The organism is Variovorax boronicumulans (assembly GCF_040544675.1).
In the GTDB taxonomy this organism is placed as follows: domain Bacteria; phylum Pseudomonadota; class Gammaproteobacteria; order Burkholderiales; family Burkholderiaceae_C; genus Variovorax; species Variovorax boronicumulans_D.
In genome coordinates this window covers 163,698-185,730 of record NZ_JBEPKK010000008.1, presented here as the reverse complement: position 1 = coordinate 185,730, position 22,033 = coordinate 163,698, and the positions used below count along the sequence as shown (strand labels likewise).

Annotated in this window: 19 protein-coding genes and 3 tRNA genes; 17 read left to right on the top strand and 5 right to left on the bottom strand. The window is 67.6% G+C overall.

Features of this window, described 5'->3' with window-relative positions; genetic code table 11:
* Nucleotides 1-9: 9 nt before the first annotated feature.
* The 8 genes from ABIC90_RS16250 to ABIC90_RS16215 all read left to right on the top strand — a co-directional run bounded on the left by ABIC90_RS16250 (nucleotide 10) and on the right by ABIC90_RS16215 (nucleotide 7,817).
* Nucleotides 10-1,065, top strand: coding sequence for a branched-chain amino acid ABC transporter permease (locus tag ABIC90_RS16250; RefSeq protein WP_354355649.1), 1,056 nt, complete (start codon nucleotides 10-12; stop codon nucleotides 1,063-1,065).
* Entirely contained in the window at nucleotides 1,062-2,849 is a 1,788-nt protein-coding gene (locus tag ABIC90_RS16245) for a branched-chain amino acid ABC transporter ATP-binding protein/permease (protein ID WP_354355647.1), read from the top strand. Before ABIC90_RS16250 ends, ABIC90_RS16245 begins: the two co-directional genes overlap by 4 nt.
* Before the next feature lie 82 nt (nucleotides 2,850-2,931).
* A complete protein-coding gene (locus ABIC90_RS16240; RefSeq protein WP_354355645.1) occupies nucleotides 2,932-3,663 on the top strand; it encodes an ABC transporter ATP-binding protein in 732 nt (243 codons plus the stop codon).
* Entirely contained in the window at nucleotides 3,653-5,242 is a 1,590-nt protein-coding gene (locus ABIC90_RS16235; protein WP_354355643.1) for an ATP-dependent acyl-CoA ligase, read from the top strand. Before ABIC90_RS16240 ends, ABIC90_RS16235 begins: the two co-directional genes overlap by 11 nt.
* A 5-nt stretch (nucleotides 5,243-5,247) precedes the next feature.
* Nucleotides 5,248-5,994 carry an SDR family NAD(P)-dependent oxidoreductase gene (locus ABIC90_RS16230; protein ID WP_354355641.1) on the top strand — a complete coding sequence of 249 codons (747 nt, stop codon included), beginning with the start codon at nucleotides 5,248-5,250 and terminating at the stop codon, nucleotides 5,992-5,994.
* 52 nt (nucleotides 5,995-6,046) lie between these two features.
* Nucleotides 6,047-6,823 carry an SDR family NAD(P)-dependent oxidoreductase gene (locus tag ABIC90_RS16225; RefSeq protein WP_354355639.1) on the top strand — a complete coding sequence of 259 codons (777 nt, stop codon included), beginning with the start codon at nucleotides 6,047-6,049 and terminating at the stop codon, nucleotides 6,821-6,823.
* A complete protein-coding gene (locus ABIC90_RS16220) occupies nucleotides 6,820-7,350 on the top strand; it encodes a MarR family winged helix-turn-helix transcriptional regulator (protein WP_354355637.1) in 531 nt (176 codons plus the stop codon). The genes ABIC90_RS16225 and ABIC90_RS16220 overlap by 4 nt, the downstream gene beginning before the upstream one ends.
* 2 nt (nucleotides 7,351-7,352) lie before the next feature.
* Nucleotides 7,353-7,817, top strand: a complete 465-nt coding sequence (locus ABIC90_RS16215) for an acyl-CoA thioesterase (protein WP_354355635.1) — start codon at nucleotides 7,353-7,355, stop codon at nucleotides 7,815-7,817.
* A 3-nt stretch (nucleotides 7,818-7,820) separates the two neighbouring features.
* Here ABIC90_RS16215 and ABIC90_RS16210 read toward each other — a convergent pair whose 3' ends face one another.
* On the bottom strand, nucleotides 7,821-8,204 hold the full coding sequence (locus ABIC90_RS16210; protein WP_354355633.1) for a hypothetical protein: 384 nt from the start codon (nucleotides 8,202-8,204) through the stop codon (nucleotides 7,821-7,823).
* 623 nt (nucleotides 8,205-8,827) lie between these two features.
* Here ABIC90_RS16210 and ABIC90_RS16205 point away from each other — a divergent pair.
* The 3 genes from ABIC90_RS16205 (at nucleotide 8,828) to ABIC90_RS16195 (ending at nucleotide 9,784) form a co-directional block, all read left to right on the top strand.
* Nucleotides 8,828-8,904, top strand: a tRNA-Arg gene (locus tag ABIC90_RS16205).
* A gap of 40 nt (nucleotides 8,905-8,944) precedes the next feature.
* Nucleotides 8,945-9,151 carry a short-chain dehydrogenase gene (locus ABIC90_RS16200; RefSeq protein ID WP_354355631.1) on the top strand — a complete coding sequence of 69 codons (207 nt, stop codon included), beginning with the start codon at nucleotides 8,945-8,947 and terminating at the stop codon, nucleotides 9,149-9,151.
* A gap of 69 nt (nucleotides 9,152-9,220) precedes the next feature.
* Entirely contained in the window at nucleotides 9,221-9,784 is a 564-nt protein-coding gene (locus ABIC90_RS16195; RefSeq protein ID WP_354355629.1) for an HNH endonuclease, read from the top strand.
* Between the two features lie 82 nt (nucleotides 9,785-9,866).
* On the opposite strand, the gene ABIC90_RS16190 is transcribed toward ABIC90_RS16195, so the two are convergent.
* Nucleotides 9,867-10,043 carry a hypothetical protein gene (locus ABIC90_RS16190; RefSeq protein ID WP_354355627.1) on the bottom strand — a complete coding sequence of 59 codons (177 nt, stop codon included), beginning with the start codon at nucleotides 10,041-10,043 and terminating at the stop codon, nucleotides 9,867-9,869.
* A 219-nt stretch (nucleotides 10,044-10,262) separates the two neighbouring features.
* On the opposite strand from ABIC90_RS16190, the gene ABIC90_RS16185 reads away from it, so the two are divergent.
* The gene (locus ABIC90_RS16185; RefSeq protein ID WP_354355625.1) at nucleotides 10,263-10,676 is read left to right on the top strand and encodes a hypothetical protein; all 414 of its coding nucleotides are present in this window, start codon (nucleotides 10,263-10,265) and stop codon (nucleotides 10,674-10,676) included.
* 65 nt (nucleotides 10,677-10,741) lie between these two features.
* Here ABIC90_RS16185 and ABIC90_RS16180 read toward each other — a convergent pair.
* Nucleotides 10,742-10,817, bottom strand: a tRNA-Lys gene (locus ABIC90_RS16180).
* Nucleotides 10,818-10,955: 138 nt separating this feature from the next.
* Here ABIC90_RS16180 and ABIC90_RS16175 point away from each other — a divergent pair.
* Nucleotides 10,956-11,663, top strand: coding sequence for an SDR family oxidoreductase (locus ABIC90_RS16175; protein ID WP_354355623.1), 708 nt, complete (start codon nucleotides 10,956-10,958; stop codon nucleotides 11,661-11,663).
* A 52-nt stretch (nucleotides 11,664-11,715) separates the two neighbouring features.
* Here ABIC90_RS16175 and ABIC90_RS16170 read toward each other — a convergent pair.
* A tRNA-Ala gene (locus ABIC90_RS16170) sits at nucleotides 11,716-11,791 on the bottom strand.
* Between the two features lie 99 nt (nucleotides 11,792-11,890).
* On the opposite strand from ABIC90_RS16170, the gene ABIC90_RS16165 reads away from it, so the two are divergent.
* Nucleotides 11,891-12,757, top strand: coding sequence for an alpha/beta hydrolase (locus ABIC90_RS16165; protein WP_354355621.1), 867 nt, complete (start codon nucleotides 11,891-11,893; stop codon nucleotides 12,755-12,757).
* A gap of 40 nt (nucleotides 12,758-12,797) precedes the next feature.
* Here the strand turns inward: ABIC90_RS16165 and ABIC90_RS16160 are convergent, their stop codons facing one another.
* On the bottom strand, nucleotides 12,798-13,775 hold the full coding sequence (locus tag ABIC90_RS16160; RefSeq protein ID WP_354355619.1) for a GMP reductase: 978 nt from the start codon (nucleotides 13,773-13,775) through the stop codon (nucleotides 12,798-12,800).
* A 295-nt stretch (nucleotides 13,776-14,070) separates the two neighbouring features.
* On the opposite strand from ABIC90_RS16160, the gene ABIC90_RS16155 reads away from it, so the two are divergent.
* From ABIC90_RS16155 to ABIC90_RS16145, 3 genes are all read left to right on the top strand, one after another.
* Nucleotides 14,071-16,500: a UvrD-helicase domain-containing protein gene (locus tag ABIC90_RS16155; protein WP_354355617.1), complete on the top strand. Its 2,430-nt coding sequence runs from the start codon at nucleotides 14,071-14,073 to the stop codon at nucleotides 16,498-16,500.
* 110 nt (nucleotides 16,501-16,610) lie between these two features.
* Nucleotides 16,611-20,504 carry a DUF2339 domain-containing protein gene (locus tag ABIC90_RS16150; RefSeq protein WP_354355615.1) on the top strand — a complete coding sequence of 1,298 codons (3,894 nt, stop codon included), beginning with the start codon at nucleotides 16,611-16,613 and terminating at the stop codon, nucleotides 20,502-20,504.
* Nucleotides 20,501-22,000 (top strand): DUF3999 domain-containing protein, encoded by a 1,500-nt coding sequence (locus tag ABIC90_RS16145; protein WP_354355613.1) that lies wholly within the window; start codon nucleotides 20,501-20,503, stop codon nucleotides 21,998-22,000. Before ABIC90_RS16150 ends, ABIC90_RS16145 begins: the two co-directional genes overlap by 4 nt.
* Nucleotides 22,001-22,033 lie beyond the last annotated feature (33 nt).

Sequence of the window (22,033 nt, the reverse complement as noted above, 5' to 3'; positions counted from 1 at the left end):
GGTTTTTCTATGACATGGGACGTGGCGCTGATTCTCGTCACCGATGGCCTGGCCAACGGTGCCGTCTATCTGCTGGCCGGCCTCGGGCTGGTGCTGATCTTTTCCGTCACGCGGGTGGTGTTCGTGCCGTTCGGCGACATCGCGGCCTTCGCGGCCCTGTCGCTCGCGGCCTTCGAAACCGGCCGCGTGCCGCCGACCATCGGCATGGTCGCCGTGCTTGCCGCTTTGGCACTGGCCACCGAAGTCGGCAGCTTGCTGCGGCGCGGTGAAGCAGCGCGCATTCCGAAGGCGGTGCTGATGTGGGGCGTGCTGCCCGCGATTCCCTGCGTGCTCGCATGGCTCGCGGCGCGGCCCGGCGTGCCGGTGGCGGTGCACATCGCCGTCGCCGTGCTGCTGGTGGTGCCCATCGCGCCGCTGCTCGCACGGGTGGTGTTCCAGCCGATCGCCGATGCATCGGTGCTGGTGCTGCTGATCGTGTCGCTCGCGCTGCACTTCCTGCTGTCGGGGTTGGGCCTGTTGTTCTTCGGCCCTGAAGGCTCGCGCACCACGCCGCTCACGAGCGCGGTGTTCACGCTGGGCGACGGGTTCACGGTCAGCGGCCAGGTGGTGCTGATGGTGGGCGCGGCCATTGTGCTGAGCGGGCTGTTCTTTCTGGTGTTCGAGCGCACGGTGGCCGGCAAGGCGCTGCGCGCCACGGCGGTCAACCGGGTCGGCGCGCGGCTGGTCGGCATTCGGCCGGTGCGCACGGCGCTGCTGGCGTATGGCTGCGCCTCGCTGCTCGCGGGGCTCATCGGCGTGCTGATCGCACCGGTGACCACCATGTACTACGACTCGGGTTTCATCATCGGCCTGAAGGCCTTCGTGGCCGCGATCATCGGCGGGCTCGTGAGCTACCCGATGACGGCGCTGGGAGCGCTCGCGGTCGGCGTGGTCGAGAGCTTTGCCTCGTTCTGGAGCGGTGCGATGAAGGACGTGATCGTCTTCAGCCTGCTGATCCCGGTGCTCATGCTGCGCTCCTTCATGGCGGCGCACAGCGAAGAGGAAGAAGACGAGGTGGACCAATGAGCCCGAACTGCAAACGCGTGGCGTGGATCGCCGCGGTCGTCGCCGTGCTGGCCCTGTTGCCGGCCGTGGCGGGCAGCTTCACGGTCTCGCTGCTCAACGACATCGGCATCGGTGCGCTGGTGGCGCTGGGGCTGGTGTTGCTCACCGGCGTGGGCGGCGCCACCTCCTTCGGGCAGGCCGCCTTCGTCGGCATTGCCGCCTATGCGACGGCGTGGCTCACGACCGCGCAGGGCTTCTCGCCATGGATCGGTCTGCTGTTCGCGCTGTTGCTCACCGGCCTTTCGGCGCTGGCCATCGGCATGCTCACGCTGCGGCTGGGCGGGCACTTCCTGCCGCTCAGCACCATCGCCTGGGGGCTGTCGATCGCGATGCTGTTCGGCAACGTCGATGCGCTCGGGCGGCACACGGGCCTGTCGAACATTCCGGCGTTGCAGATCGCGGGCTGGTCGCTGGCCGATCCGCGGGCGATGTACTACCTGATCTGGGCGATCGTCGGACTGGCCTGCCTGTTCAGCCACAACCTGCTGCAGTCGCGGCCGGGGCGTGCGATTCGCGGGCTGCGCGGCGGTGCCACGCTGCTGGCGAGCGTTGGGGCCGACGCCTATCGCGTGCGGCTGTCGCTCTTCGTGACGGCCGCGCTGTTCGCGGGGCTGGCGGGTTGGCTTTATGCGCACATGAACCGCTTCGTGAGCCCGTCGCCCTTCGACGTGCGCGCGAGCATCGAGTACCTGCTGATGGCGGTGGCCGGGGGGCTCGGACACCTGGCGGGTGCGCTGGTGGGGGCCGCGCTGGTGCTGATCTTGAAGAACGGCCTGCAGGACGTGCTGCCGATGCTCACGCAACGCTCGGGTCAGCTGGAGGCCGTGGCATTCGCCACGCTCTTCATCCTGCTGTTGCACTTTGCGCGCGGCGGCTTGATGGGGCTGCTGCGGCGCTGGACGCGCAAGCGCGGCGGCACGCAGGGCGCTTCACGCCACGAGGCCGCGCCGGTCGATCCGCTGCCGCATCGCCAGTTGCCGGCGCGCGGCACACAGGTGTTGTCGGTCAACGGTGCGGTCAAGCGCTTCGGCGGCCTGGTGGCGGTGAACGACGTGAGCTTCGACGTGAAGGCGGGCGAGATCGTCGGCCTGATCGGGCCGAACGGCGCGGGCAAGTCGACCATGTTCAACCTGCTGACCTGCACGCTGCCGATGACATCGGGCCAGGTGCGCTTTCTGGACCACGACATCGCCGGCATGCCGCAGCGGCAGGTGGCACGGCTGGGCCTGGCGCGCACCTTCCAGCATGTGAAGCTCAGGCCGCACATGAGCCTGCTGGACAACGTGGCGCTGGGCGCGCATTCGCGCACGCGCTCGGGCATCCTCAAGGCGGGCCTGCGGCTGGACCGCACGGAAGAAAACCAGATCCTGCAGGAGGCGCAACGCCAGCTCGACCGCATCGGCCTGGGCGACCGTGCGCACGAGCTCGCGGGCAGCCTGCCGCTGGGCACGCAGCGCATCCTGGAGATTGCGCGCGCACTGGCCGCCGACCCCGTGCTGCTGGTGCTCGACGAGCCCGCGGCGGGCCTGCGCCGCAAGGAAAAGATGGCGCTCGGCGACCTGCTGCGCAAACTCCGCGAGGAGGGCGTGACCATCCTCATCGTCGAACACGACATGGACTTCGTGATGAAACTGGTGGACCGGCTGGTGGTGATGAACTTCGGCTCCAAGCTCGTGGAGGGCGTGCCGTCGGCGGTGCGCGCGGACGAGCGTGTGCAGGCGGCTTATCTGGGGAGTGTTGTATGAGCGCCGCACGGCCGCCCGAAGGCGCGGGCCCCCTTCAGGGGGTGGGAGAAGTACACGAAGTGACAAGCCTGGGGGTAACGAAATGACTGCGATGCTGGAAATCGGCGATTTGCATGTGTCGTATGGGCAGGTAGAGGCGGTGCGTGGCGTGTCGCTCAACCTGCAGCCCGGCCAGATCATTTCGGTGATCGGCCCGAACGGCGCCGGCAAGACCACGCTGCTGGCCGCCGCCATGGGCTTGCTGCCCTGCAAGGGCACGCTGCGCTTCGAAGGCGAAGACCTGCAGGGGCTCGATGTGGAGGCGCGCGTGGAGCGGGGTCTCTGCCTGGTGCCCGAGAAGCGCGAGCTGTTCGGCGAACTCACCGTGCTCGATAACCTGCAACTGGGCGCCTACGCCAAGCGGCTGCGCAGCGATGCGATGAAGCGGCAACTGCAGTCGGTGTACGACCGCTTTCCGCGGCTGGCCGAACGCCGCTCGCAGCGCGCCGACACGCTCTCGGGCGGCGAGCGGCAGATGCTGGCGGTGGGGCGCGCGCTGATGTCGGCGCCGCGCCTCCTGATGCTCGACGAGCCCAGCCTGGGCCTGGCGCCGCTGATCGTGCGGGACATCCTGACCATCGTGCGCAAGCTGCGCGATGACGGCGTCTCGATCCTGCTGGTCGAGCAGAACGCGCGCGCGGCGCTCGAGACCTCCGACCAGGGCTATGTGCTGGAAACCGGAGAGATCGCGCTCTCGGGCGCCTCGGCCGACCTGGCGAGCGATCCGCGCGTGCAGGCGACCTACCTCGGCGGAGGCACGCACGATGATGAATGAGGTGCGCGCACTGCCGCCGTCGCAACGCACGCTGCCCGCGATGCTGCAGCGGCAGTCGTCGCAGTTCGCTGCGCGTGCGCTGCTGCGGATGGCGGGGCGGCAGTGGACGCACGGCGACGCGGCCGAGGCGGCTGCGGTGCGCGCCGGGGCGCTGGCGCAGGCCGGCGTTGTGCGCGGAGATCGCATCGCGGTGATGTGCGGCAACCGCATCGAGTTTCTCGAGAGCTTTCTCGGTGCGGGTTGGTTGGGCGCTTCAGTGGTGCCGGTCAACACGGCATCGATGGGGCCGCAGATCGCGTACCTCCTGGCCGACAGCCAGGCGAAGCTGCTGGTGGTCGAGGCGGGCTTTCTCGAGCGGCTGAAGACGGCCGACCTGGCGCGCACGGCGTTGCGCGAGGTGTGGGTGGTCGGCGAGAGCGATGCTTCCTCCTGGGAGCCGCCAGCCGGCGTGCGTGTCTCGCGCTATCCCGACGGGGGCGATGCCGTCCCACCTGCCGCCGTTCAGCCGGGCGATCCGCTCGCCATTCTCTACACCTCCGGCACCACAGGCCCGGCCAAGGGTGTGATCTGCCCGCATGCGCAGTATTTCTGGTGGGGCGTGAACAGCGCCGAGGTGCTTGGCGTGGGCCGAGACGACGTGCTGTGCACCACGCTGCCGCTCTTTCACATCAATGCACTCAACACCTTCGCGCAGGCCGCGCTGACGGGGGCTGAGGTGGTGTTCGAGTCGCGCTTCTCGGCGTCGGGCTTCTGGCCGTCGATGCGCGCGAACGGCGCGACGGTGGTGTACCTGCTGGGCGCGATGGTGCCGATCCTGCTCGCGCAGCCCGAGGGGGATGGCGAGAGGGATCACCGGGTGCGCATCGGGCTCGGGCCGGGCGTGCCTTCGGCGGCCGGGCAGGCGTTCAAGGCGCGCACGGGCGTGTCGCTGCTGGAGGGCTACGGCTCGACGGAAACGAATTTCGCCATCGCCACCGCACCCGATTCGCCGCGCGGCGGCGTCATGGGATGGCTGCGTGCGGGCTTCGAAGCGCGCGTGGCGGACGAGGACGATGTCGCGCTGCCGCCCGGCGAGGCCGGCGAACTGCTGCTGCGCGCGGACGATCCGTACGCCTTTGCCAGCGGCTACTTCAACATGCCAGAAAAGACGGTCGAGGCCTGGCGCAACCTGTGGTTCCACACGGGTGATCGCGTGGTGCGCGAGGCCGATGGGGCCTTCCGCTTTGTGGACCGCATCAAGGACGCGATCCGCCGTCGCGGCGAAAACATCTCGTCGTTCGAGGTCGAGCAGGTGCTGCTGAGCCATCCCGCCGTGGGCTCGTGCGCGGTGTATCCGGTGCGCTCCGAACTGGCCGAAGACGAGGTGATGGCTGCGCTGGTGGCGCGCGAAGGCGCATGCATCGATCCCGCGGAGCTCGCGCGCTTTTGCGAAAGCCGCCTGCCTTACTTTGCAGTGCCGCGCTACATCGACCTGCTGCCCGACCTGCCGCGCACCGAGAACGGCAAGGTGCAGAAGTTCAAGCTGCGCGAGCGCGGCGTGGGGCCATCGACCTGGGACGGTCGGCCCGCGAGGTCGTAAGGCACATGACCACCGCGCCGCTGCCGCTTTCGGGACGCGTGGCGTTCGTGACGGGCGCGGGGCAGGGGTTGGGCGCGGCCATTGCCCGCGGGCTGGCGGATGCGGGCGCGCGGGTGGCGTGGGCCGACATCGATCTTGCCAATGCCGAGTCCGTGGCAGCGCAAACAGGCGGGCTTGCGTTGCAGCTCGACGTGCGCGACGAAGCGGCGTTCAGTGCCTGCTTCGCACAGGCCGTCTCGCACTTCGGCGCCGTCGACATCATGGTCAACAATGCGGCGCGCACGCCGGTCACGTCGATCTGGGACATCACGCCGGGCGAATGGGACGAGGTGCTTGCCGTCAACCTGCGCGGCAGCTTCTTCGGCTGCCGCATCTCCGGGCGCCACATGCGTGAACGCGGGTGGGGCCGCATCGTCAACCTGGCATCGCTGGCGGGGCAGCAGGCCAGCACCGCGACCGGCGCGCACTATGCGGCCAGCAAGGCCGGGCTGCTGGCGTTGACGCGCTCTTTCGCCCAAGAGCTCGCGCCGCATGGCGTGACGGTCAACGCGCTGGCGCCCGCAGCCATCGCGAGCCCGGCCCTCCAGGCGATGGATGCCTCGCGCCAGCAGGCGCTGAAAGCAGGTATTCCGCTCGGTCGCTTCGGTCTTGCCGAAGAGGTGGCCGCTGCGGTCGTTTACCTGGCGTCCCCGGCCGCGGGCTTCATGACGGGCGCGACGCTGGACCTCAACGGCGGGCGTTTCATGCGGTGACAACCTCGCAGGCGCACGCCGTTAAAATCATTCAGAACTAAAACATTCAGTCATGCAAGCAAATTCACTCACCGGCCGCCACGCACTCGTTACCGGCGCCGCGCGCGGCATCGGTGCCGAGATCGCCCGCACCCTGGCTGCCGAAGGCGCCGTGTTGACGCTGCTGGGCCGCGACCGCGAAGCCCTGCAGCGCGTGGCCGAAACGCTCATCGGCAAGGGCCACGGCGTGGTGACCGCCGATGTTTCCGACGCCGAGGGTGTGCAGGCGGCCTTTGCAGAAGCCCGCAATGCGCGCGGCCCGATCGTCGTGCTCGTCAACAACGCGGGTGCCGCCGAGAGCGCGCCGTTCCTGAAGACCTCGGTCGCGCTGTGGCAGCGGATGCTGTCGGTGAACCTCACCGGCAGCTTCCTGTGCGCGCAGGCCGCATTGCCCGACATGCTCGGCGCCGGTTGGGGCCGCATCGTCAACATCGCGAGTACGGCCGGGCAGAAGGGCTACGCGTACGTCTCGGCCTACACCGCGGCCAAACATGGCGTGATCGGCCTCACGCGTTCGCTGGCGCTCGAAGTGGCGCGCAAAGGCATCACGGTGAATGCCGTGTGCCCGGGCTACACCGACACCGACATCCTGCGCAACAGCGTCGCCAATGTGGTCGGCAAGACCGGGCGCAGCGAAGCCGACGCCCTGGCCGAGTTCTCCAGCGTGAACCCGCAGAAGCGCATCGTGCAGCCCACCGAAGTGGCCGATGCCGTCCGCTGGCTGTGCGGCGAAGGGGCAGCGTCGGTCACCGGGCAGTCGATCTCGGTTTCGGGGGGGGAAGTGACATGACGCGCAACGACGCCTCGCACGCTGCATTGAGCGACGCGGACGAACTCGGCCACGAAGGCCGCGCCGGCCACGAAGACCACGCAATGCTCAAGCTGTGGCTGCGCATGCTGGCGAGCACCACGCAGATCGAAGCCGAAATCCGGCGCCGGCTGCGCGAGCGCTTCGGCATCTCGCTGGCGCGCTTCGACTACATGGCGCAGCTCTACCGCTACAAGGACGGGCTCAAGATGCGCGTGCTGTCGCGTTACCTGATGGTGACCGGCGGAAACGTGACGGGGCTGACCGACGAGCTCGAACGCGAAGGCATGGTGGCGCGCGCGCCCAGCCCGGACGATCGCCGCGCGTGGATCGTGAGCCTCACGCCCACAGGCCGGCGCACCTTCGAGACAATGGCGAGCGAGCACGAGCAGTGGATCCTCGAAATGTTCTCGGGCCTGGACATGAAAACCGTCAAGCAGATGCACAGCCAGTTGGGGCTGCTGCGCGTGCACGTGATGCGCGGCGAGCCGGCGGGCGAGGAGCGTTGAGCATGAGCGACCCCACCCATGTGGACCTGGCTGCGGCGAGCACGGAGTTCAGGCGGCCGCGGCTGATTCGGTTTTCGGACTGCGATCCGGCGGGCATCGTGTTCTATCCGCAGTACTTCGTGATGCTCAACGGGCTGGTTGAAGACTGGGTGAACGAAGGCCTGGGCCTGAGCTATCACGGACTGGTGGCCGAGCGCCGCATCGGTCTGCCGACCGTGAAACTCGAGGTGGATTTTCGTGCCGTGAGCCGGATGGGCGATCGGGTGATGCTCGGTCTCGGCGTGCAGCGCTTGGGCTCGCGTTCGATGACGCTGGCGGTGCGCTGCTTCGACGCGGCGACCGGTGAAGTGCGCATGCAGATGACGCAGGTGATCGTGACCACGTCGCTGGAAAGTCATCGCGCGGTCGAGATTCCGGGCGATATGCGCGCGGCGATATTGCGCAGCGCGCCCTCATTGGCGAGTTGAAATTCAGGGGGGCGGCTCAGCGCCTTGCTTGTGTTTCTTCAGCCAGCCGCTGAGTTCTCTTTTCCCTTTGGCATTGGCGGTGCGCCATGCCTCGCGCGCGGCCGCAATGAAGCGCTCTTCCGCCGCATCCGGCACTTCGGAGGGCCGGTCTTCCTCGTCGAGCCAGCCGGGTTCCACCTCGCAATGCCGCTCGATCTGCCGGGCGAGGTTGTCGCCGATGGGCCGGGAACTCTTGATCTGGCTCCACATGCTCGGAGAGATTTCGATCTTCTTCGCGAAGGACTGGTCCAGTCCCTTGGCTGGTAGGCCCGCTGCAACGGCGGCCTCGAGAAAGCGGCGATGCAACGCAAGGACATTGCGACGGCGCGCGACGGTGGTATTGGGCACTGTTCAAAAACAACAACAACGAGACAAGGAAAGATTGTCCCGGTTGTTGACGACGACGTAAACACTATTTACAGTTGTCCTCACTCCCGGCCCAGGCCATCTTTTTTTCTCAGTTCTTTGACTGCCGACATCGGCAAATCTGATCAGGACCCATCGTGAACACCGCATCGACCCTCGCCCACATTCGACCCGCATCGGGCCGGGCGTTCGTGCGCACGTGGCCGTGCGGTGGGTTCGACATGCCGTCGGCCCTATCGGATCTTCGCCAGAGCTACGTGCATTCCACGAAAGCCGCAGCCCGTCTGCGCGTTGGCAAGTTCGAGGATCAGGCGATACCGGGTGGAGGTTGCGCATAGGCGCAAACCTTCCAAGCTCTCTTCAGCAGAGGCCCGGACACTGAAAGGTTCCGGGCCTTTTTGTTTTGTTTTTCTTGTTCAGCCGTGCTTTGCCATTTCGGGTGTGCCTTCACCACACCGCCAGAGCCCACCGCGTCGACGGTCTGGCGGGATGTGCAGGAGATTGATCACTCCTGTGCAGCGACGTCGTACGGGACAGCGCCCCAGCGCGCTGCCTGTCGCGTGAGGACACAACCGAAATGGAAAAGAGGTATCCATTTTTTTCATCCCGCGTTAGCTCAATGGATCAGAGCACTTGCCTACGAAGCAAGGGGTTGCACGTTCGAGTCGTGCACGTGGGGCCATGTTTTTGTTTTGCTGTCACGCCCACCAAGGAGAGTCACCATGCCCAAGCGCAACACCCCGATCCGCATGATCATCGTGCGCCCGGCCCAGCCGCGCAAACGCATGGTGCTCGCGTGGGCGCAACGCTTCGGCATCGCGACCGGTGCCCGGCATGCGACCCAAAGCACGTCGACTTCGCCCGCCCGTGAGTGCCGGCTCGAGAGCCTCGATCTCGACCAGCGTGTGCGCGAAGTGGGCGAGTGGTAGCGGGCCGCTCGACATTTTCATCCGTTCATTCACCTCTCAATCAACCATCGCCGCGAAAGGAGGCGAGCCATGAACCCTCACGTCCTGCAACTCGACATTCAGGGCACGCCGCAAGCCTGGATTTCGCTGGAGCAGGCGGTGCTGCACTACGCCACCGAATCGGTCGCATGGGAAGACGGCGGCCTGCCGCTGGCCACGCTGCGCGGCGGCTTCAACGTTGCGCGCGGCGTGCAATCGCGCATCGACGTGGCGCCGATCATCGCGCTGCGCGGTGCGTCGAAGATCAACCTGTTCGACGTGGTGCCCAGCGTCACCAAGAGCAAGCTGCTGCGCCGCGACCGCCATACCTGTGCGTACTGCGCGGGCGTGTTTCACGAGCGCGATCTGCAATGCGAACACGTTCTGCCCGAATCGCGCGGCGGCCCCTGGACCTGGACCAACCTCGTGAGCGCGTGCGCGGTCTGCAACAACAGAAAGGCCGCTCGCACGCCGGAAGAAGCCGGCATGCCGCTGGTCTATTTGCCCTATGTGCCGAGCCGCTTCGAGAACTTCCTGCTCGAAGGCCGCAACATCCGGGCCGACGTGCACGAGTGGCTGACGAAGCGCCTGCCCAAGGGCTCGCGGCTTCAGTAAAGAGGGGGTCGTGTGGTTGGCAGGCCCCATGCAAAAAGCCCGCTGTCGTTCGGACAGCGGGCTTTTTTATGCGTGGTGCGGTTCAGCGCCCGACGCCGAAAACGCGGTAGGCGATGAACCCGGCAGCCGTCAGGCCGCCGACGATGACGCAGAGCATTTTGGTGACGCGACCGTTGCCGCGCCTTGATCGGCCCCAGTGTTCCGGCCCGATCAGGTCGATGGGAACCGTGGGTTTGCCTATGTCCGAAGCCTTTTCCATGGGACAAATATAGCGCAGGCCTAAAGCGCCCGGGCGGGCAAAAAAATACCCGCCGTAGCGGGTTCAACGAGCATTCAGCCTCGAAGTTCTGATGTCCCTGTCTTCGTTGTCGTTGTGATGCGTGACAGCAGATGCAAGATGCCACGCCGAGCCCGCGACTTTGACCCGTCACGGGGCGGGAATCGCAAGTGACAACCGAAAACTGTGAAATAGTGCCCCATGAACAAAGAAATCATCCTCGAGAGTTTGGCGCGTGCGCTCGACAGCTGGATTCGGAACGCCTCCGCGCAACAGCTCTGGCAAGTGCTACAGGCCGGCGGGCTCGGCGCATCCATTCACGTGGAAGACGACATCGTTCAGGCCCGCGTCGTGCTGGGTGGCCCACGCGATGCGCTGTCGGACATCGGCAAGACCGATGGACGATTGCCTGTCACGGAAGCCTTTCTGGGCAAGAGCGTTGCGGCCTGGGGAACGCCGCCGCCGCAAGGCAGTTCGGCGCGGACGCAGTGGTTCCTGTCGAACGAACTGGCCCAAGAGCATGCGCGGCAGTATCTGGTGGCGGAGGTGAGCGAGGAGCGCGAGGTGCTCAGCGGCTTCGTCGACGACTGGATTCGCGCGCATGCGCCCAGATGACGCACAAGTAAAAAAGCCTGCTACCGGTGAGGTAGCAGGCTTTTTTAGCGTTTCCGCGATGTTGGTGGTGGGCCCTGAGTGACTCGAACACTCGACCTACGGATTAAGAGTCCGCTGCTCTACCAACTGAGCTAAGAGCCCCAGCGCTGTAAACGGCTAGCGTTTTCAGGCAAGACCACGAGTATATCCCAGAATTTTCGGGGCGCCAAAAAATTTATGAACAGCGGCGTTAGGATGCGCCACCCACGGGGCCTGGCCCCTCTATCAGGAGCAATTTTCATGAGCGATGCAAACGCCGTTTCCCATGTCGTGATCACCGGGGCCGCAGGCGCGCTCGGTCGCGCCGTGGCCCAGCACTTTCTGGCGCAGGGCGCACGCCTTGCATTGGTCGATCATCACGCGGAGCGCCTGGCCGAGGCCTTTCCGGGGCTCGACAACTCGCAGCACCTGTTGCTTTCGGGCGATGTCACTTCCGCGCCGGAGATGGCCGAGCTGACCGGCCAGGTGCTCAAGGCCTTCGGCCATGTCGACGCGCTCGTCCACATTGCCGGCGGCTTCGAGATGGGCGAGGCGACGCATGCGCTCACGCGCGCGAGCTGGGACCGGATGATGAACCTCAACGCATGGTCGTTCGTCGCGGTGACGCAGGCCGTTTTGCCCTCGATGATCGAGCGCCGCAGCGGAAGCATCGTTGCGGTCACCGCCAAGGTGGCGACACGCGGGGTGCCGGCAATGGCCGCATACATCGCATCGAAGAGCGCGCTGCAGCGGCTGGTGGAAGCCATGGCCGCGGAAGCCGCGCCGCACGGCGTGAACGTGAACAGCGTGGCGCCCAGCGTGCTCGACACACCCGCCAACCGCCAGGCGATGCCCGACGTCAACCCCGAGGAATGGGTGTCGACCTCGGTTGCCGCGCAGACCATCGGTTTTCTTGCATCGCCGGCGTCCGCGGCCTTGCATGGGCAGCATCTGACGCTCGACACCTGAGCCGCGAAAAAAAGAAAGGCCCTGGCAGTTGCCAAGGCCTTTCTGAATCGGTTGGTGGAGAGGATGAGGATCGAACTCACGACCTCCGCATTGCGAACGCGGCGCTCTCCCAGCTGAGCTACCCCCCCGAAACACGAAGAAATTCTAACCAGACTCCCGCGCGGACGCACGCGTGGCGTGCCAAGATTCGCGCCTCGCGAACCCTGGAAACCTGGAGCAGCAACCGCATGGCCTCGAACGATCCCGCCTGGCTGGAAGGCATGTACAACAACCTCGCCCGGGTCAAGGAGCATCCGGCGTACTTCGAGCGATGGACGCGCGATTCGGCCGCCGCACGCGATGCCCTGGCCGGCCGCATCGACATGCGCTACGGCGACGGCCCGAACGAGATGCTCGATGTGTTCGCGGCGCCGGTGCCCGATGCGCCTGTGCTCGTCTTCATCCACGGCGGCTACTGGCGCGCCATGGACAAGAGCCAGCACTCGTTCATTGCGCCGCCCTTCAACGACCGTGGCGTGTGCGTGGTCGTGCCCAACTATGCGTTGTGCCCCGGACCGGTCGATGCGCCCGTGACCGTGCCGGGCATCCTGCTGCAGATGGTGCGTGCGCTCGAGTGGACGTGGCGCCATGTCGCGGCCTATGGCGGCGATCCTTCGCGCATCACCGTCGCCGGCCATTCGGCGGGCGGGCACATGGCGGCGGCGCTCCTGGCTTGCGACTGGAAAGCGGTCGCGCCCGATCTGCCAGCACAGCTGGTGCGCAACGCGCTCTCGGTCTCGGGCCTGTACGACCTGCGGCCGCTGCAGCGCACGCCTTTTCTCGAGCACACGCTGAAGCTGAGCGATGCCGATGCCCGCCGTGCCAGCCCCGCGCTCTGGCCCGCACCGCCGCGCGGCCAGCTCTATGCCGTCGCGGGCGGGGAGGAGAGCCCCGAGTTCATCCGCCACAACGCGATGATCCGCGAGGCCTGGGGCCGCAACACCGTACCGGTGTGCGAGCTGCTCGCGGGCCTGGACCACTTCAGCGTGGTCGACGCGCTCGCCGATCCGACCCATGCGCTGCACCGCTACGCCGTGCAACTTCTCGAAGCCTGACGGACCAACAGAGAGAACGAGACCGACGACGCGCCGGCGCTCACATCAGCAGGTGCTCGCCCTCGTTGGCGCCGCCCAGCGTGACGTAGTTGACCTTGCGGATGTCCATCAGCGTGCGGCCGCCCGCGTAGCTGATAGAGCTCTGCACGTCCTGCTCCATCTCGACCAGCGTGTCGGCCAGCTTGCCCTTGATGGGCTCCAGGATGCGCTTGCCTTCGACGTGCTTGTACTCGCCCTTGTTGAAATCGCTGGCCGAGCCGTAGTACTCCTTGAAGAGCGTGCCGTCGACTTCCACCGTCTTGCCCGGCGACTCTTCGTGCCCCGCGAACAGCGAGCCGATCATGACCATCGACGCCCCGAAGCGCACGCTCTTGGCGATGTCGCCGTGGTCCCGGATGCCGCCGTCCGCAATGATCGGCTTGGTCGCCACGCGCGCGCACCACTTGAGCGCCGACAGCTGCCAGCCGCCGGTGCCGAAGCCGGTCTTGAGCTTGGTGATGCAGACCTTGCCCGGGCCGATGCCGACCTTGGTCGCGTCTGCGCCCCAGTTTTCCAGGTCGATCACCGCTTCGGGCGTGCCTACGTTGCCGGCGATCACGAAGGCCTTGGGTAGCTTCTCCTTCAGGTAGCCGATCATGTTCTTCACGCTGTCGGCGTGGCCGTGCGCGATGTCGATCGTGATGTATTCGGGCACCAGGCCCTCGGCCACCAGTTGGTCGACCGTGTCGTAGTCGGGCTTCTTCACGCCGAGCGAGATCGAGGCGAACACGCCCTTGCCCTGCATCTCCTTGACGAACTTCACGTTGTCCAGGTCGAAGCGGTGCATCACGTAGAAGTAGCCGTTCTGCGCGAGCCACAGGCAGATGGACTCGTCGACCACCGTTTTCATGTTGGCGGGCACCACCGGAAGGCGGAAGCTGCGGGCGCCGAGCGTGACGCTGGCGTCGCATTCCGAGCGGCTCTCCACGCGGCACTTGCGCGGGAGCAAAAGGATGTTGTCGTAATCGAAAATCTGCATGACCAGGCTCCAGTAAATATGGCCCCCCGGCTTGCCACTGCGTGTGCTTCGCCACCCCCCGAGGGGGAGGCTCGAGCCGCCTTGGGGGCGGCCCGGCGGCGGCCGGGATCGTTAGAAAAAAACGAATGAGCGCTTGGTCCGGCCGGCTTTGGCGGCGCGTTTCAAAAAGAAAACGCCCACAAAAAACCGGGCGCAAGAATCTTGGGCCCGGTGATTGAGTCTACGCGCTGTCCCGGTGGCGGGTCTTCCGATTCTTCATATAACCCGCATACGCCGTGGTTTCTACAATCGAAGGATGTTGTTTAACGATCCTGCGGCTGACGCCCACTCTGCGGACCTGCCGCTGCTCAAGAACCTGAACGCGGAGCAGCTTTCTGCGGTCACCCTGCCGGCGGGCAATGCGCTCATCCTGGCGGGCGCCGGCTCCGGCAAGACGCGGGTGCTGACCACCCGCATCGCCTGGCTGCTGCAAACGGGCCAGGTCTCCGCCGGCGGCATCCTGGCCGTGACCTTCACCAACAAGGCCGCCAAGGAAATGATGACGCGGCTGACGGCGATCCTGCCGGTCAACGTGCGCGGCATGTGGATCGGCACCTTCCACGGCCTGTGCAACCGCCTGCTGCGCGCGCACTGGAAGCTCGCGAACCTGCCTTCGACCTTCCAGATCCTCGACACGCAAGACCAGCTCTCGGCCATCAAGCGCCTGATGAAGCAGTTCAACGTCGACGACGAGCGCTTCCCCGCCAAGCAGACCCAGTGGTTCATCGCCGGCGCGAAAGAAGATGGCCTGCGCCCGAAGGACGTGGAGATCCGCAGCGACGACGACCGCAAGAAGGTCGAGCTCTACCAGCTCTACGAAGAGCAGTGCCAGCGCGAAGGCGTGGTCGACTTCGGTGAACTCATGCTGCGCAGCTACGAACTGCTGCGCGACAACGATCCGGTGCGCGAGCACTACCAGCGGCGCTTTCGCCACATCCTGATCGACGAGTTCCAGGACACCAACCGCCTGCAGTACGCGTGGATCAAGATGCTCTCGGGCAGCACCGTCGGCGGGCAGTTCACGCCCAACCCCAACAACAGCGTGATCGCCGTGGGCGACGACGACCAGAGCATCTACGCCTTCCGCGGCGCGCGCGTGGGCAACATGGCCGACTTCGTGCGCGAGTTCGATGTGCAGCACCAGATCAAGCTGGAGCAGAACTACCGCAGCTACAGCAACATCCTCGACTCCGCCAACGAACTCATCAGCCACAACAAGAAGCGCCTGGGCAAGAACCTGCGCACCGACCAGGGCCCAGGCGAACCCGTGCGCGTGTACGAGTCGCCCACCGACCTGGCCGAGGCGCAGTGGATGGTCGAGGAAATGCGCCAGCTCGTGCGCGACGGCTTCGACCGAAAAGAGATGGCCGTGCTCTACCGCAGCAATGCGCAGAGCCGGGTGATCGAAACCGCGCTCTTCAACGCCTCGGTGCCGTACCGCGTGTATGGCGGCCTGCGCTTCTTCGAGCGCGCCGAAATCAAGCATGCGCTGGCCTACCTGCGCCTCATCGAGAACAAGGACGACGACACCAGCTTCCTGCGGGTCGTCAATTTCCCGCCGCGCGGCATCGGCGCGCGCACGCTCGAAACCCTGCAGGACGCGTCGCGCGCGGCCGGCCGTTCGCTGCACGACGCGGTGAGCGTCGTCGGCGGCAAGGCGGGCGCGAACCTCACGGGCTTCGTCGCCAAGATCGACGTGCTGCGCGAGCAGACCCAGGGCGTGAGCCTGCGCGAGATCATCGAACTGGTGCTCGACCACAGCGGCCTCGTCGAACACTACAAGGCCGACCGCGAAGGCGCCGACCGGCTGGAAAACCTTGGCGAACTCGTGAACGCGGCCGAGAGCTTCGTCACGCAGGAAGGCTTCGGCCGCGATGCGGTGGCGCTGCCGGTCGACGAGCTGCGCCAGTCGCTCACGAGCCAGGGCATCGACCTCACGCGTCCGCTGGTCGACGAGCCGCTGGCGCCCGATGCCGAAACCGGCGAAACGCTGAGCCCGCTGGCCGCGTTTCTCACGCACGCCGCGCTCGAATCGGGCGACAACCAGGCGCAGGCCGGGCAGGACGCGGTGCAGCTCATGACGGTGCATGCCGCCAAGGGCCTGGAGTTCGACTGCGTGTTCATCACCGGCATGGAAGAGGGCCTGTTCCCGCACGAGAATTCGATGAGCGACTTCGAGAGCCTCGAGGAAGAGCGCCGCCTGATGTACGTGGCGATCACGCGCGCCCGCAAGCGCCTGTACCTGAGCTATTCGCAGACGCGCATGCTGCACGGCCAGACCCGCTACAACCCGAAGAGCCGCTTCTTTGAAGAGCTGCCCGAAGGCGCGCTCAAGTGGCTCACGCCCAAGAACCAGGGCTTCACGCCCTCGGCCTTCGGATACGGCGGCGGCTATGCCAGCACGCGCGGCGGAAGCGGGGCTTACAGCGGTGGCGGTGGTAGTGGCAGTGGCAGTGGCGGCTACGGCGGCAGCAAGGAGACTTTTGCAAACCCGCCGGTGCCGCCGCAGAAAACAGCGCCTTCGCACGGGCTGCGCTCGGGCATGCAGGTGTTCCACAACAAGTTCGGCGAAGGCACGGTGATCGCGCTCGAAGGCACGGGCGACGACGCACGCGCGCAGGTCAAGTTCACGCGCCACGGCGTGAAGTGGCTGGCGCTGTCGGTGGCCAAGCTCACGCCGGTTTGAATCTTTTGCTACTAAAGCTATAGCTGACGGCATAGGCCAGGCGGGCGTCGCCGCAGTTTCAGCCGGGATCGAACGTACACTCCGGACTCGCCAAACAAGGGGAGTTCGGGATGTGGTTCATTGGCATGATTGCCGGCCTGTTCATCGGGGCGCTGTTCGAATCGGTGCCTGTGGCGCTGGTCCTCGCGGTTGTGGGCGCCATCGCATTCCCGCAGATGTTCGGCAAGAAGAAAAAAACCGCGCCGCAGCGGACCGAGGCTGAAGGCGGCCTCGCTGACGGAATCGCTGAGGCAGCCGCAGACGGCCGCGCCGCCGGCACACCGGCCACCGGTGCTCCCGCGGGCGGCATGCTCGGGCTGCAGCAGCGGGTGGCGGAACTGGAGGCGCGCGTCGGCCAGCTCGAACGCCGGCTCGCGCAGGGCGCGCAAGAAGCCGCCGCCGCTCCGGCCGCCCTGCAGGCCGGCGATCTTGCGACGTCGATGGCCGGCACGCCGAGCGCCGGATCGCCTTCGCTGCCGCTGGGGCAGCCGGCATCTCAGGCGGCCGGGATCGCGCCACCGCATGTTTCCACGATGCAGGCACCGTTGCCAATCGCCGTTGCCAAGGCGCCGCTGGCTGAAGCTCTGCCTGCACCCGATGCCCCCGACGCCGCCGAGACGCCCGCGGCGCCGCGCCCGCCGGAAACCGTCGCACCACCCAAGCCGCCGGTCGCCGTTGCGCCGCCGGTCCGCCGCCCACCCCCGCCGCCGCCACCGCCTGCGGTGCCGCTGCGCGACCGCCTGCCCGCACCCATCGCCAGCCTGATCTTCGGCGGCAACATGCTGGTGAAGCTCGGCGTGCTGATTCTCTTTCTCGGCCTGGCCTTCCTGCTGCGCTACACGGCCGAACGCGTGACCGTGCCCATCGAACTGCGCTACGCCGCGGTCGCCCTGGTGGGCGCGGGCCTGCTGGCGCTGGGCTGGCTGCTGCGCCGCAAGCGGGCGGGCTATGCGCTGATCCTGCAGGGCGCGGGCATCGGCATTTTTTATCTCACGACGCTCGCGGCGATGAAGCTCAGCGGCCTCATGCCGGCCAGCGTGGGTTTCGCCTTTCTCTTCGGCGTGGCGGTGCTCAGTGCCGTGCTGGCCGTGTTGCAGAACGCGCCAGTGCTCGCCATCGTCGCCGCGCTCGAAGGCTTTGCCGCGCCGGTGCTGTCGTCGACCGGCTCGAACCAGCCCGTGGGGCTCTTCACCTACCTGCTGGTGCTCGACGTGGGCATCGTGCTGATCGCCTGGTTCAAGGCCTGGCGCGTGCTCAGCCTGATCGGCTTTGTCGGCACCTTCACGCTCGCGGCCGGGTGGGCGCACAAGTACTACACCGACGACCAGTACGGCATCGTGCAGCCTTTCCTCATCGTGTTCTTCCTGCTGTTCACCGCCATCGGCCTGTTCTTTGCGCGCCGCACGCTGTTCGATGCGCCGGTGCAGCCTGCGCAACCGCTGGCCACGCGCGCGCTCGACACGCTGCGCCGCGCCGGCCGCGTCGACAGCGCGCTGGTGTTCGGCACGCCGATGGTCGCCTTCGGCATGCAGGTGCTGCTGATGCGTCCGTGGGAATACGGCGCCGCCTTCTCTGCGATGGCGCTCGCGGCCTTCTACCTCGTGATGGGCCGGCTGGTGTTCGCCACGCAGCCCAAGGGCCTGGCGCTGCTGGCCGAGGCCTACGCCATCGTCGGCGTGATCTTCGGCACGCTGGCCATTCCGCTCGGGCTCGAAGGGCGGTGGACCGGCGCGGCATGGGCGGTCGAGGCGGCCGGCATGTACTGGCTGGGCGTGCGACAGGGGCGCGTGTATGCGCGCGCTTTCTCTTTCCTGGTGTTCGCCGGTGCGGTGTGGAAGCTGCTCGAAGCCACGCAGGTCGATGCGGCCGCGGGGCATCCGCTGCTGCAGGGTTCGGTCATCGGGCCGCTGCTGGTGGCGGTGAGCGCCTTCGCAATGTGGGCCATTCACCGCCGCGCGAAGCTCGATGAAGGCGGCAGCCTCGAAGCGCTGGTCGGCAGCGCCTTGCCGTGGCTGGGCATGGCCGCGCTCACACTGCTGCTGTGGCAATGGTTCACCCCGCCCTGGGCGGCTGCGGCGACCGCCGTGCTCGCGTCGCTCACTTTCGCGGTCGCTGTGCGCTTCGCGTTGCTGCCGCTGACTCATGTGAGCTTCGGCATGCAGGCGCTGGCGGTGGCGGGCTTTGTCGCCACGCTGCATCGCACGGGCGATGCCAGCGGCAACCAGGCGCTGGAAAGCGGCTGGCAGGGCGCGGTGGCCGCCTGCCTGATCGCACTCAGCGTGCTCGGCAGCACCGCCTGGTCGATGCTGCAGGCGCATCGCGCCGCCTTGGCGCGCGGCGTGCAGCCGGTATGGTCGTTGGGCAATGTGGTGGGCGTGCTCGCGGGCGTGAGCCTGCTGCACCTGGCGATGCTGTTCCAGGTCAGCCTCGCGCAGGCCGCGCTGCTGTGGCCGCTGACCGCCACGGTGGTGCTGTGGGTGGCGCTGCGCATGGCGCACGGGCCGCTCGCTGCGTTGGCGGGCCTGCTGCATGCGGTGTCCGCATTTCTTTTCGTCTCGCTGGCAGTGTTCGACGACGGCACGGCGCGCCCGGCCTTCGCGCACCTGGGCTTCTGGACGCCGGTGGTGATGGGCCTGACTGCGCTGCTGGCCGGCGACCGGCTGCGCGACGAGGCGCGGCCTCGAGGGGGCGAGCCGGTCGGCGCGGCGCGCAAGCGCTGGGTCAATGCCTGGTGCGCGAACCCGGTGGTGCAGTGGGTGCCGGTGGTCTGGGGCCTGGGCTGGTGGCTGTTCGGCATGCTGGCTGAAAGCATCCGGGTGCTGGCCCGCCACGATCTGGCGATTTATGTTCCCGCAGCCGTGATGGCGGTGGTGCTGGTGACCTCGGCGCTGTCCGCGCTGGTGGCGCACCGGCGCGACTGGTCGCAACTGGGCCGGGCGACGCTGGCCACGCTGCCGGGTTTCGGCCTGGTGGCGGCTGGCGTCATTGCCGGTGGAGTGGCGGGCGGTGTGACGGGTGACGCCATGCTGTTCTACGTGCCGTCGAGCGCGCTCGGCTGGATCGTCTGGCCGCTGGCGCTCGCGTGGCATCTGCGCCTCTTGCACGCGCAAAGGCGCTGGCTCGGCGTGTCGGCGCTCACGCCGTTCCACGTCGCTGGCTTCTGGCTCTTCCTGCTGCTCGCGGCGCGCGAATGCCAATGGCAACTCGGCCGCATCGGCGCCGAGTGGTCGAGCTGGCAGTTGCTGGGCTGGGCGATGGTGCCGGCGCTTGCGCTGTGGGCGCTGCGCTCGCGCGTGCTGCTGCAACGCTGGCCGCTCACCGAATACCGCGGCGCCTACCTCGAACTGGCGGCCATGCCGGTGGCGGCCTACCTGCTCGCCTGGGTCTGGATCACCAACGCCGTCAGCCCCGGCGATGCGGCGCCGCTGCCTTATGTGCCGTTGCTCAATCCGCTGGAACTGGCGCAATGGCTGGTTCTGTTCGCGCTGGTGCTCTGGTGGCGCGCGTTGCCGGCAGGCTCGTTCGCGCGCGTGCAGCCGATGGTTGCCAAGGGTGCGCTCGGCTTCACGGGGCTCGCGCTGCTGACCGGCATGGTGCTGCGCACCTGCCACCACTATGCGGGCGTGGAATGGCGCTTCGATGCGCTCTATGCCTCGTGGCTCACGCAGGCGGCGCTGTCGATCACGTGGGCCGTCTGCGGCGTGGTCGCGATGGTGCTCGGCCACGGGCGCCGGGTGCGCACCTTGTGGATCGCCGGTGCGGCGCTGCTCGGGGTGGTCGTGCTGAAGCTGTTCTTCGTCGAACTGGCGGACCGTGGCGGGTTGTTCCGCATCGTGTCGTTCATCGCGGTGGGGGCCTTGCTGCTGCTCGTGGGGTACTTCGCGCCGGTGCCGCCGAAGAAAGAAGAAGCGCAAGAGGCGCTGCCGAACGAAGAGAAGGCGCCGGCCGAAGGAGGTGCCGCATGAAGCGCCATGTCACGCGCATCGTCCTCGCCGCGGTGATGGCGGGTGCGGGTGCTGCACAGGCGCAGCCGGTCATCTCCGCGCCCATCGCCTTGCAGGGCCCGGGGCCCTACCACCGGCTCACGCTGCCGCTGTCCATCTACAGCCGCACCGCCTACGAAGACCTGCGCGATCTGCGCGTGCGCAACGCAGCAGGGCATGCCGTGCCCTACGCGTGGCTGGGCAACGAAGCCGCCATGCCGCGCACCGCCTCGCAAGCGGTGCCGTTCTTCGCGTTGCCCGGCAGCGCAACAGGTGCCGCGACCGGCGATCCCGTGCTCGCGTTCTCGGTGCGGCCCGACGGCTCGCTCGCGCTGAGCGGAGGCAAGGCTGCCGCCGAACGCGCGGCGAACGATGCGGCGGAATGGCTCATCGACGTGAGCCAGGTCAAGGGCAGCCTGCTGCAGGCCCGCTTCGAGATCGCGCCCGAGGCACGCGGCCTGTTCGCCTTCCGCCTGGAGGCCAGCGACGACCTGCGGCGGTGGCGCCCGGTCGGCGGCGAAGAACAGCTGGTGCGCCTGGCTCATGGCGGCCAGACCATCGAACGCCTGGCGGTCGACCTGGGCAGCCTGCGCACCCGCTTCCTGCGCCTGCGCTGGACCGACCCGCAGCACGGCGCACCGATCACGAAGACAGAGATCGACAGCGTGCAGGCGGTCGAGCCGGTGGCGCCGCTCGAATGGTCCGCAGCGCTCAGGCCCGAGCGCTGCGCCGCCGACTACTGCGACTACCTGCTGCCGCGCGGCCTGCCGGTGCAGAGCCTGCGCATCGACCTGGCCGACATCAACACGCTGGCGCAGGTCGGTGTGTCGGGCCTGATCGATGCCGCGCCCGCGTCGTCGGCAACCGCTGCGCCGCATGTGTCGCGCAACCCGCTCTATGCCCTGCGCCACCAGCAACGCCGCACAGTCCTTCCCACCGGCCCCGGCGAGGTCCCGTTGCTCGACACCGTGGTCTACCGCCTTGCGCAGGCCGGCGGCGAGGCCCGGTCGCCCGTGCTGGCACTCGACGGCGCGGTGTATTCGCGCCTGCGCCTTCGCACCTCCGGCCCGGTGAGCGTGCTGGGCGCCACGCCGCCGACGATGGCCGTGGGGGCGGCGCCGCGCGCGCTGGTGTTCCTCGCGCAGGGTGGGGCGCCGTTCTCGCTGGCCTGGAATGCCGCGCCCGACACCGCGGGCACCGTGCAAGGCGCCGCGCCCGGCGCGCCGCTCGCGCTGGCGACCTTGATTCCCGGGTATGCGGCGGACAAGCCCGTCGTGGCCGATGGGGCTTCGGTCACCTTGCCGGTGGCTGCGGTCGAGGCCGCCGTGGCAGCCGCCGCACTGGTGCCCGTGCCGGCGCCAGAGGACCTGTCGCGCCAATGGTGGCTCTGGGGTGCGCTGGGGGTAGGCCTGCTCTTGCTGGCCGGCATGGCGTGGTCGCTGTTTGCGAGCCTGCGCAAGGACAGGGCGGCGGAATGACCGCGGCGCGCCTCGTTGGCTGCCGGGTCGGCC

Bases quoted from the DNA above. Each gene is read 5' to 3' on its own strand.
- ABIC90_RS16245 (WP_354355647.1), top strand. From the start codon at position 1,062: ATGAGCCCGAACTGCAAACGCGTGGCGTGGATCGCCGCGGTCGTCGCC.
- ABIC90_RS16155 (WP_354355617.1), top strand. From the start codon at position 14,071: ATGTTGTTTAACGATCCTGCGGCTGACGCCCACTCTGCGGACCTGCCG.
- ABIC90_RS16145 (WP_354355613.1), top strand. From the start codon at position 20,501: ATGAAGCGCCATGTCACGCGCATCGTCCTCGCCGCGGTGATGGCGGGT.
- ABIC90_RS16190 (WP_354355627.1), bottom strand. From the start codon at position 10,043: ATGGAAAAGGCTTCGGACATAGGCAAACCCACGGTTCCCATCGACCTG.
- ABIC90_RS16150 (WP_354355615.1), top strand. From the start codon at position 16,611: ATGTGGTTCATTGGCATGATTGCCGGCCTGTTCATCGGGGCGCTGTTC.
- ABIC90_RS16165 (WP_354355621.1), top strand. From the start codon at position 11,891: ATGGCCTCGAACGATCCCGCCTGGCTGGAAGGCATGTACAACAACCTC.
- ABIC90_RS16225 (WP_354355639.1), top strand. From the start codon at position 6,047: ATGCAAGCAAATTCACTCACCGGCCGCCACGCACTCGTTACCGGCGCC.
- ABIC90_RS16215 (WP_354355635.1), top strand. From the start codon at position 7,353: ATGAGCGACCCCACCCATGTGGACCTGGCTGCGGCGAGCACGGAGTTC.
- ABIC90_RS16200 (WP_354355631.1), top strand. From the start codon at position 8,945: ATGCCCAAGCGCAACACCCCGATCCGCATGATCATCGTGCGCCCGGCC.
- ABIC90_RS16175 (WP_354355623.1), top strand. From the start codon at position 10,956: ATGAGCGATGCAAACGCCGTTTCCCATGTCGTGATCACCGGGGCCGCA.
- ABIC90_RS16240 (WP_354355645.1), top strand. From the start codon at position 2,932: ATGACTGCGATGCTGGAAATCGGCGATTTGCATGTGTCGTATGGGCAG.
- ABIC90_RS16220 (WP_354355637.1), top strand. From the start codon at position 6,820: ATGACGCGCAACGACGCCTCGCACGCTGCATTGAGCGACGCGGACGAA.
- ABIC90_RS16230 (WP_354355641.1), top strand. From the start codon at position 5,248: ATGACCACCGCGCCGCTGCCGCTTTCGGGACGCGTGGCGTTCGTGACG.
- ABIC90_RS16160 (WP_354355619.1), bottom strand. From the start codon at position 13,775: ATGCAGATTTTCGATTACGACAACATCCTTTTGCTCCCGCGCAAGTGC.
- ABIC90_RS16185 (WP_354355625.1), top strand. From the start codon at position 10,263: ATGAACAAAGAAATCATCCTCGAGAGTTTGGCGCGTGCGCTCGACAGC.
- ABIC90_RS16250 (WP_354355649.1), top strand. From the start codon at position 10: ATGACATGGGACGTGGCGCTGATTCTCGTCACCGATGGCCTGGCCAAC.
- ABIC90_RS16235 (WP_354355643.1), top strand. From the start codon at position 3,653: ATGATGAATGAGGTGCGCGCACTGCCGCCGTCGCAACGCACGCTGCCC.
- ABIC90_RS16195 (WP_354355629.1), top strand. From the start codon at position 9,221: ATGAACCCTCACGTCCTGCAACTCGACATTCAGGGCACGCCGCAAGCC.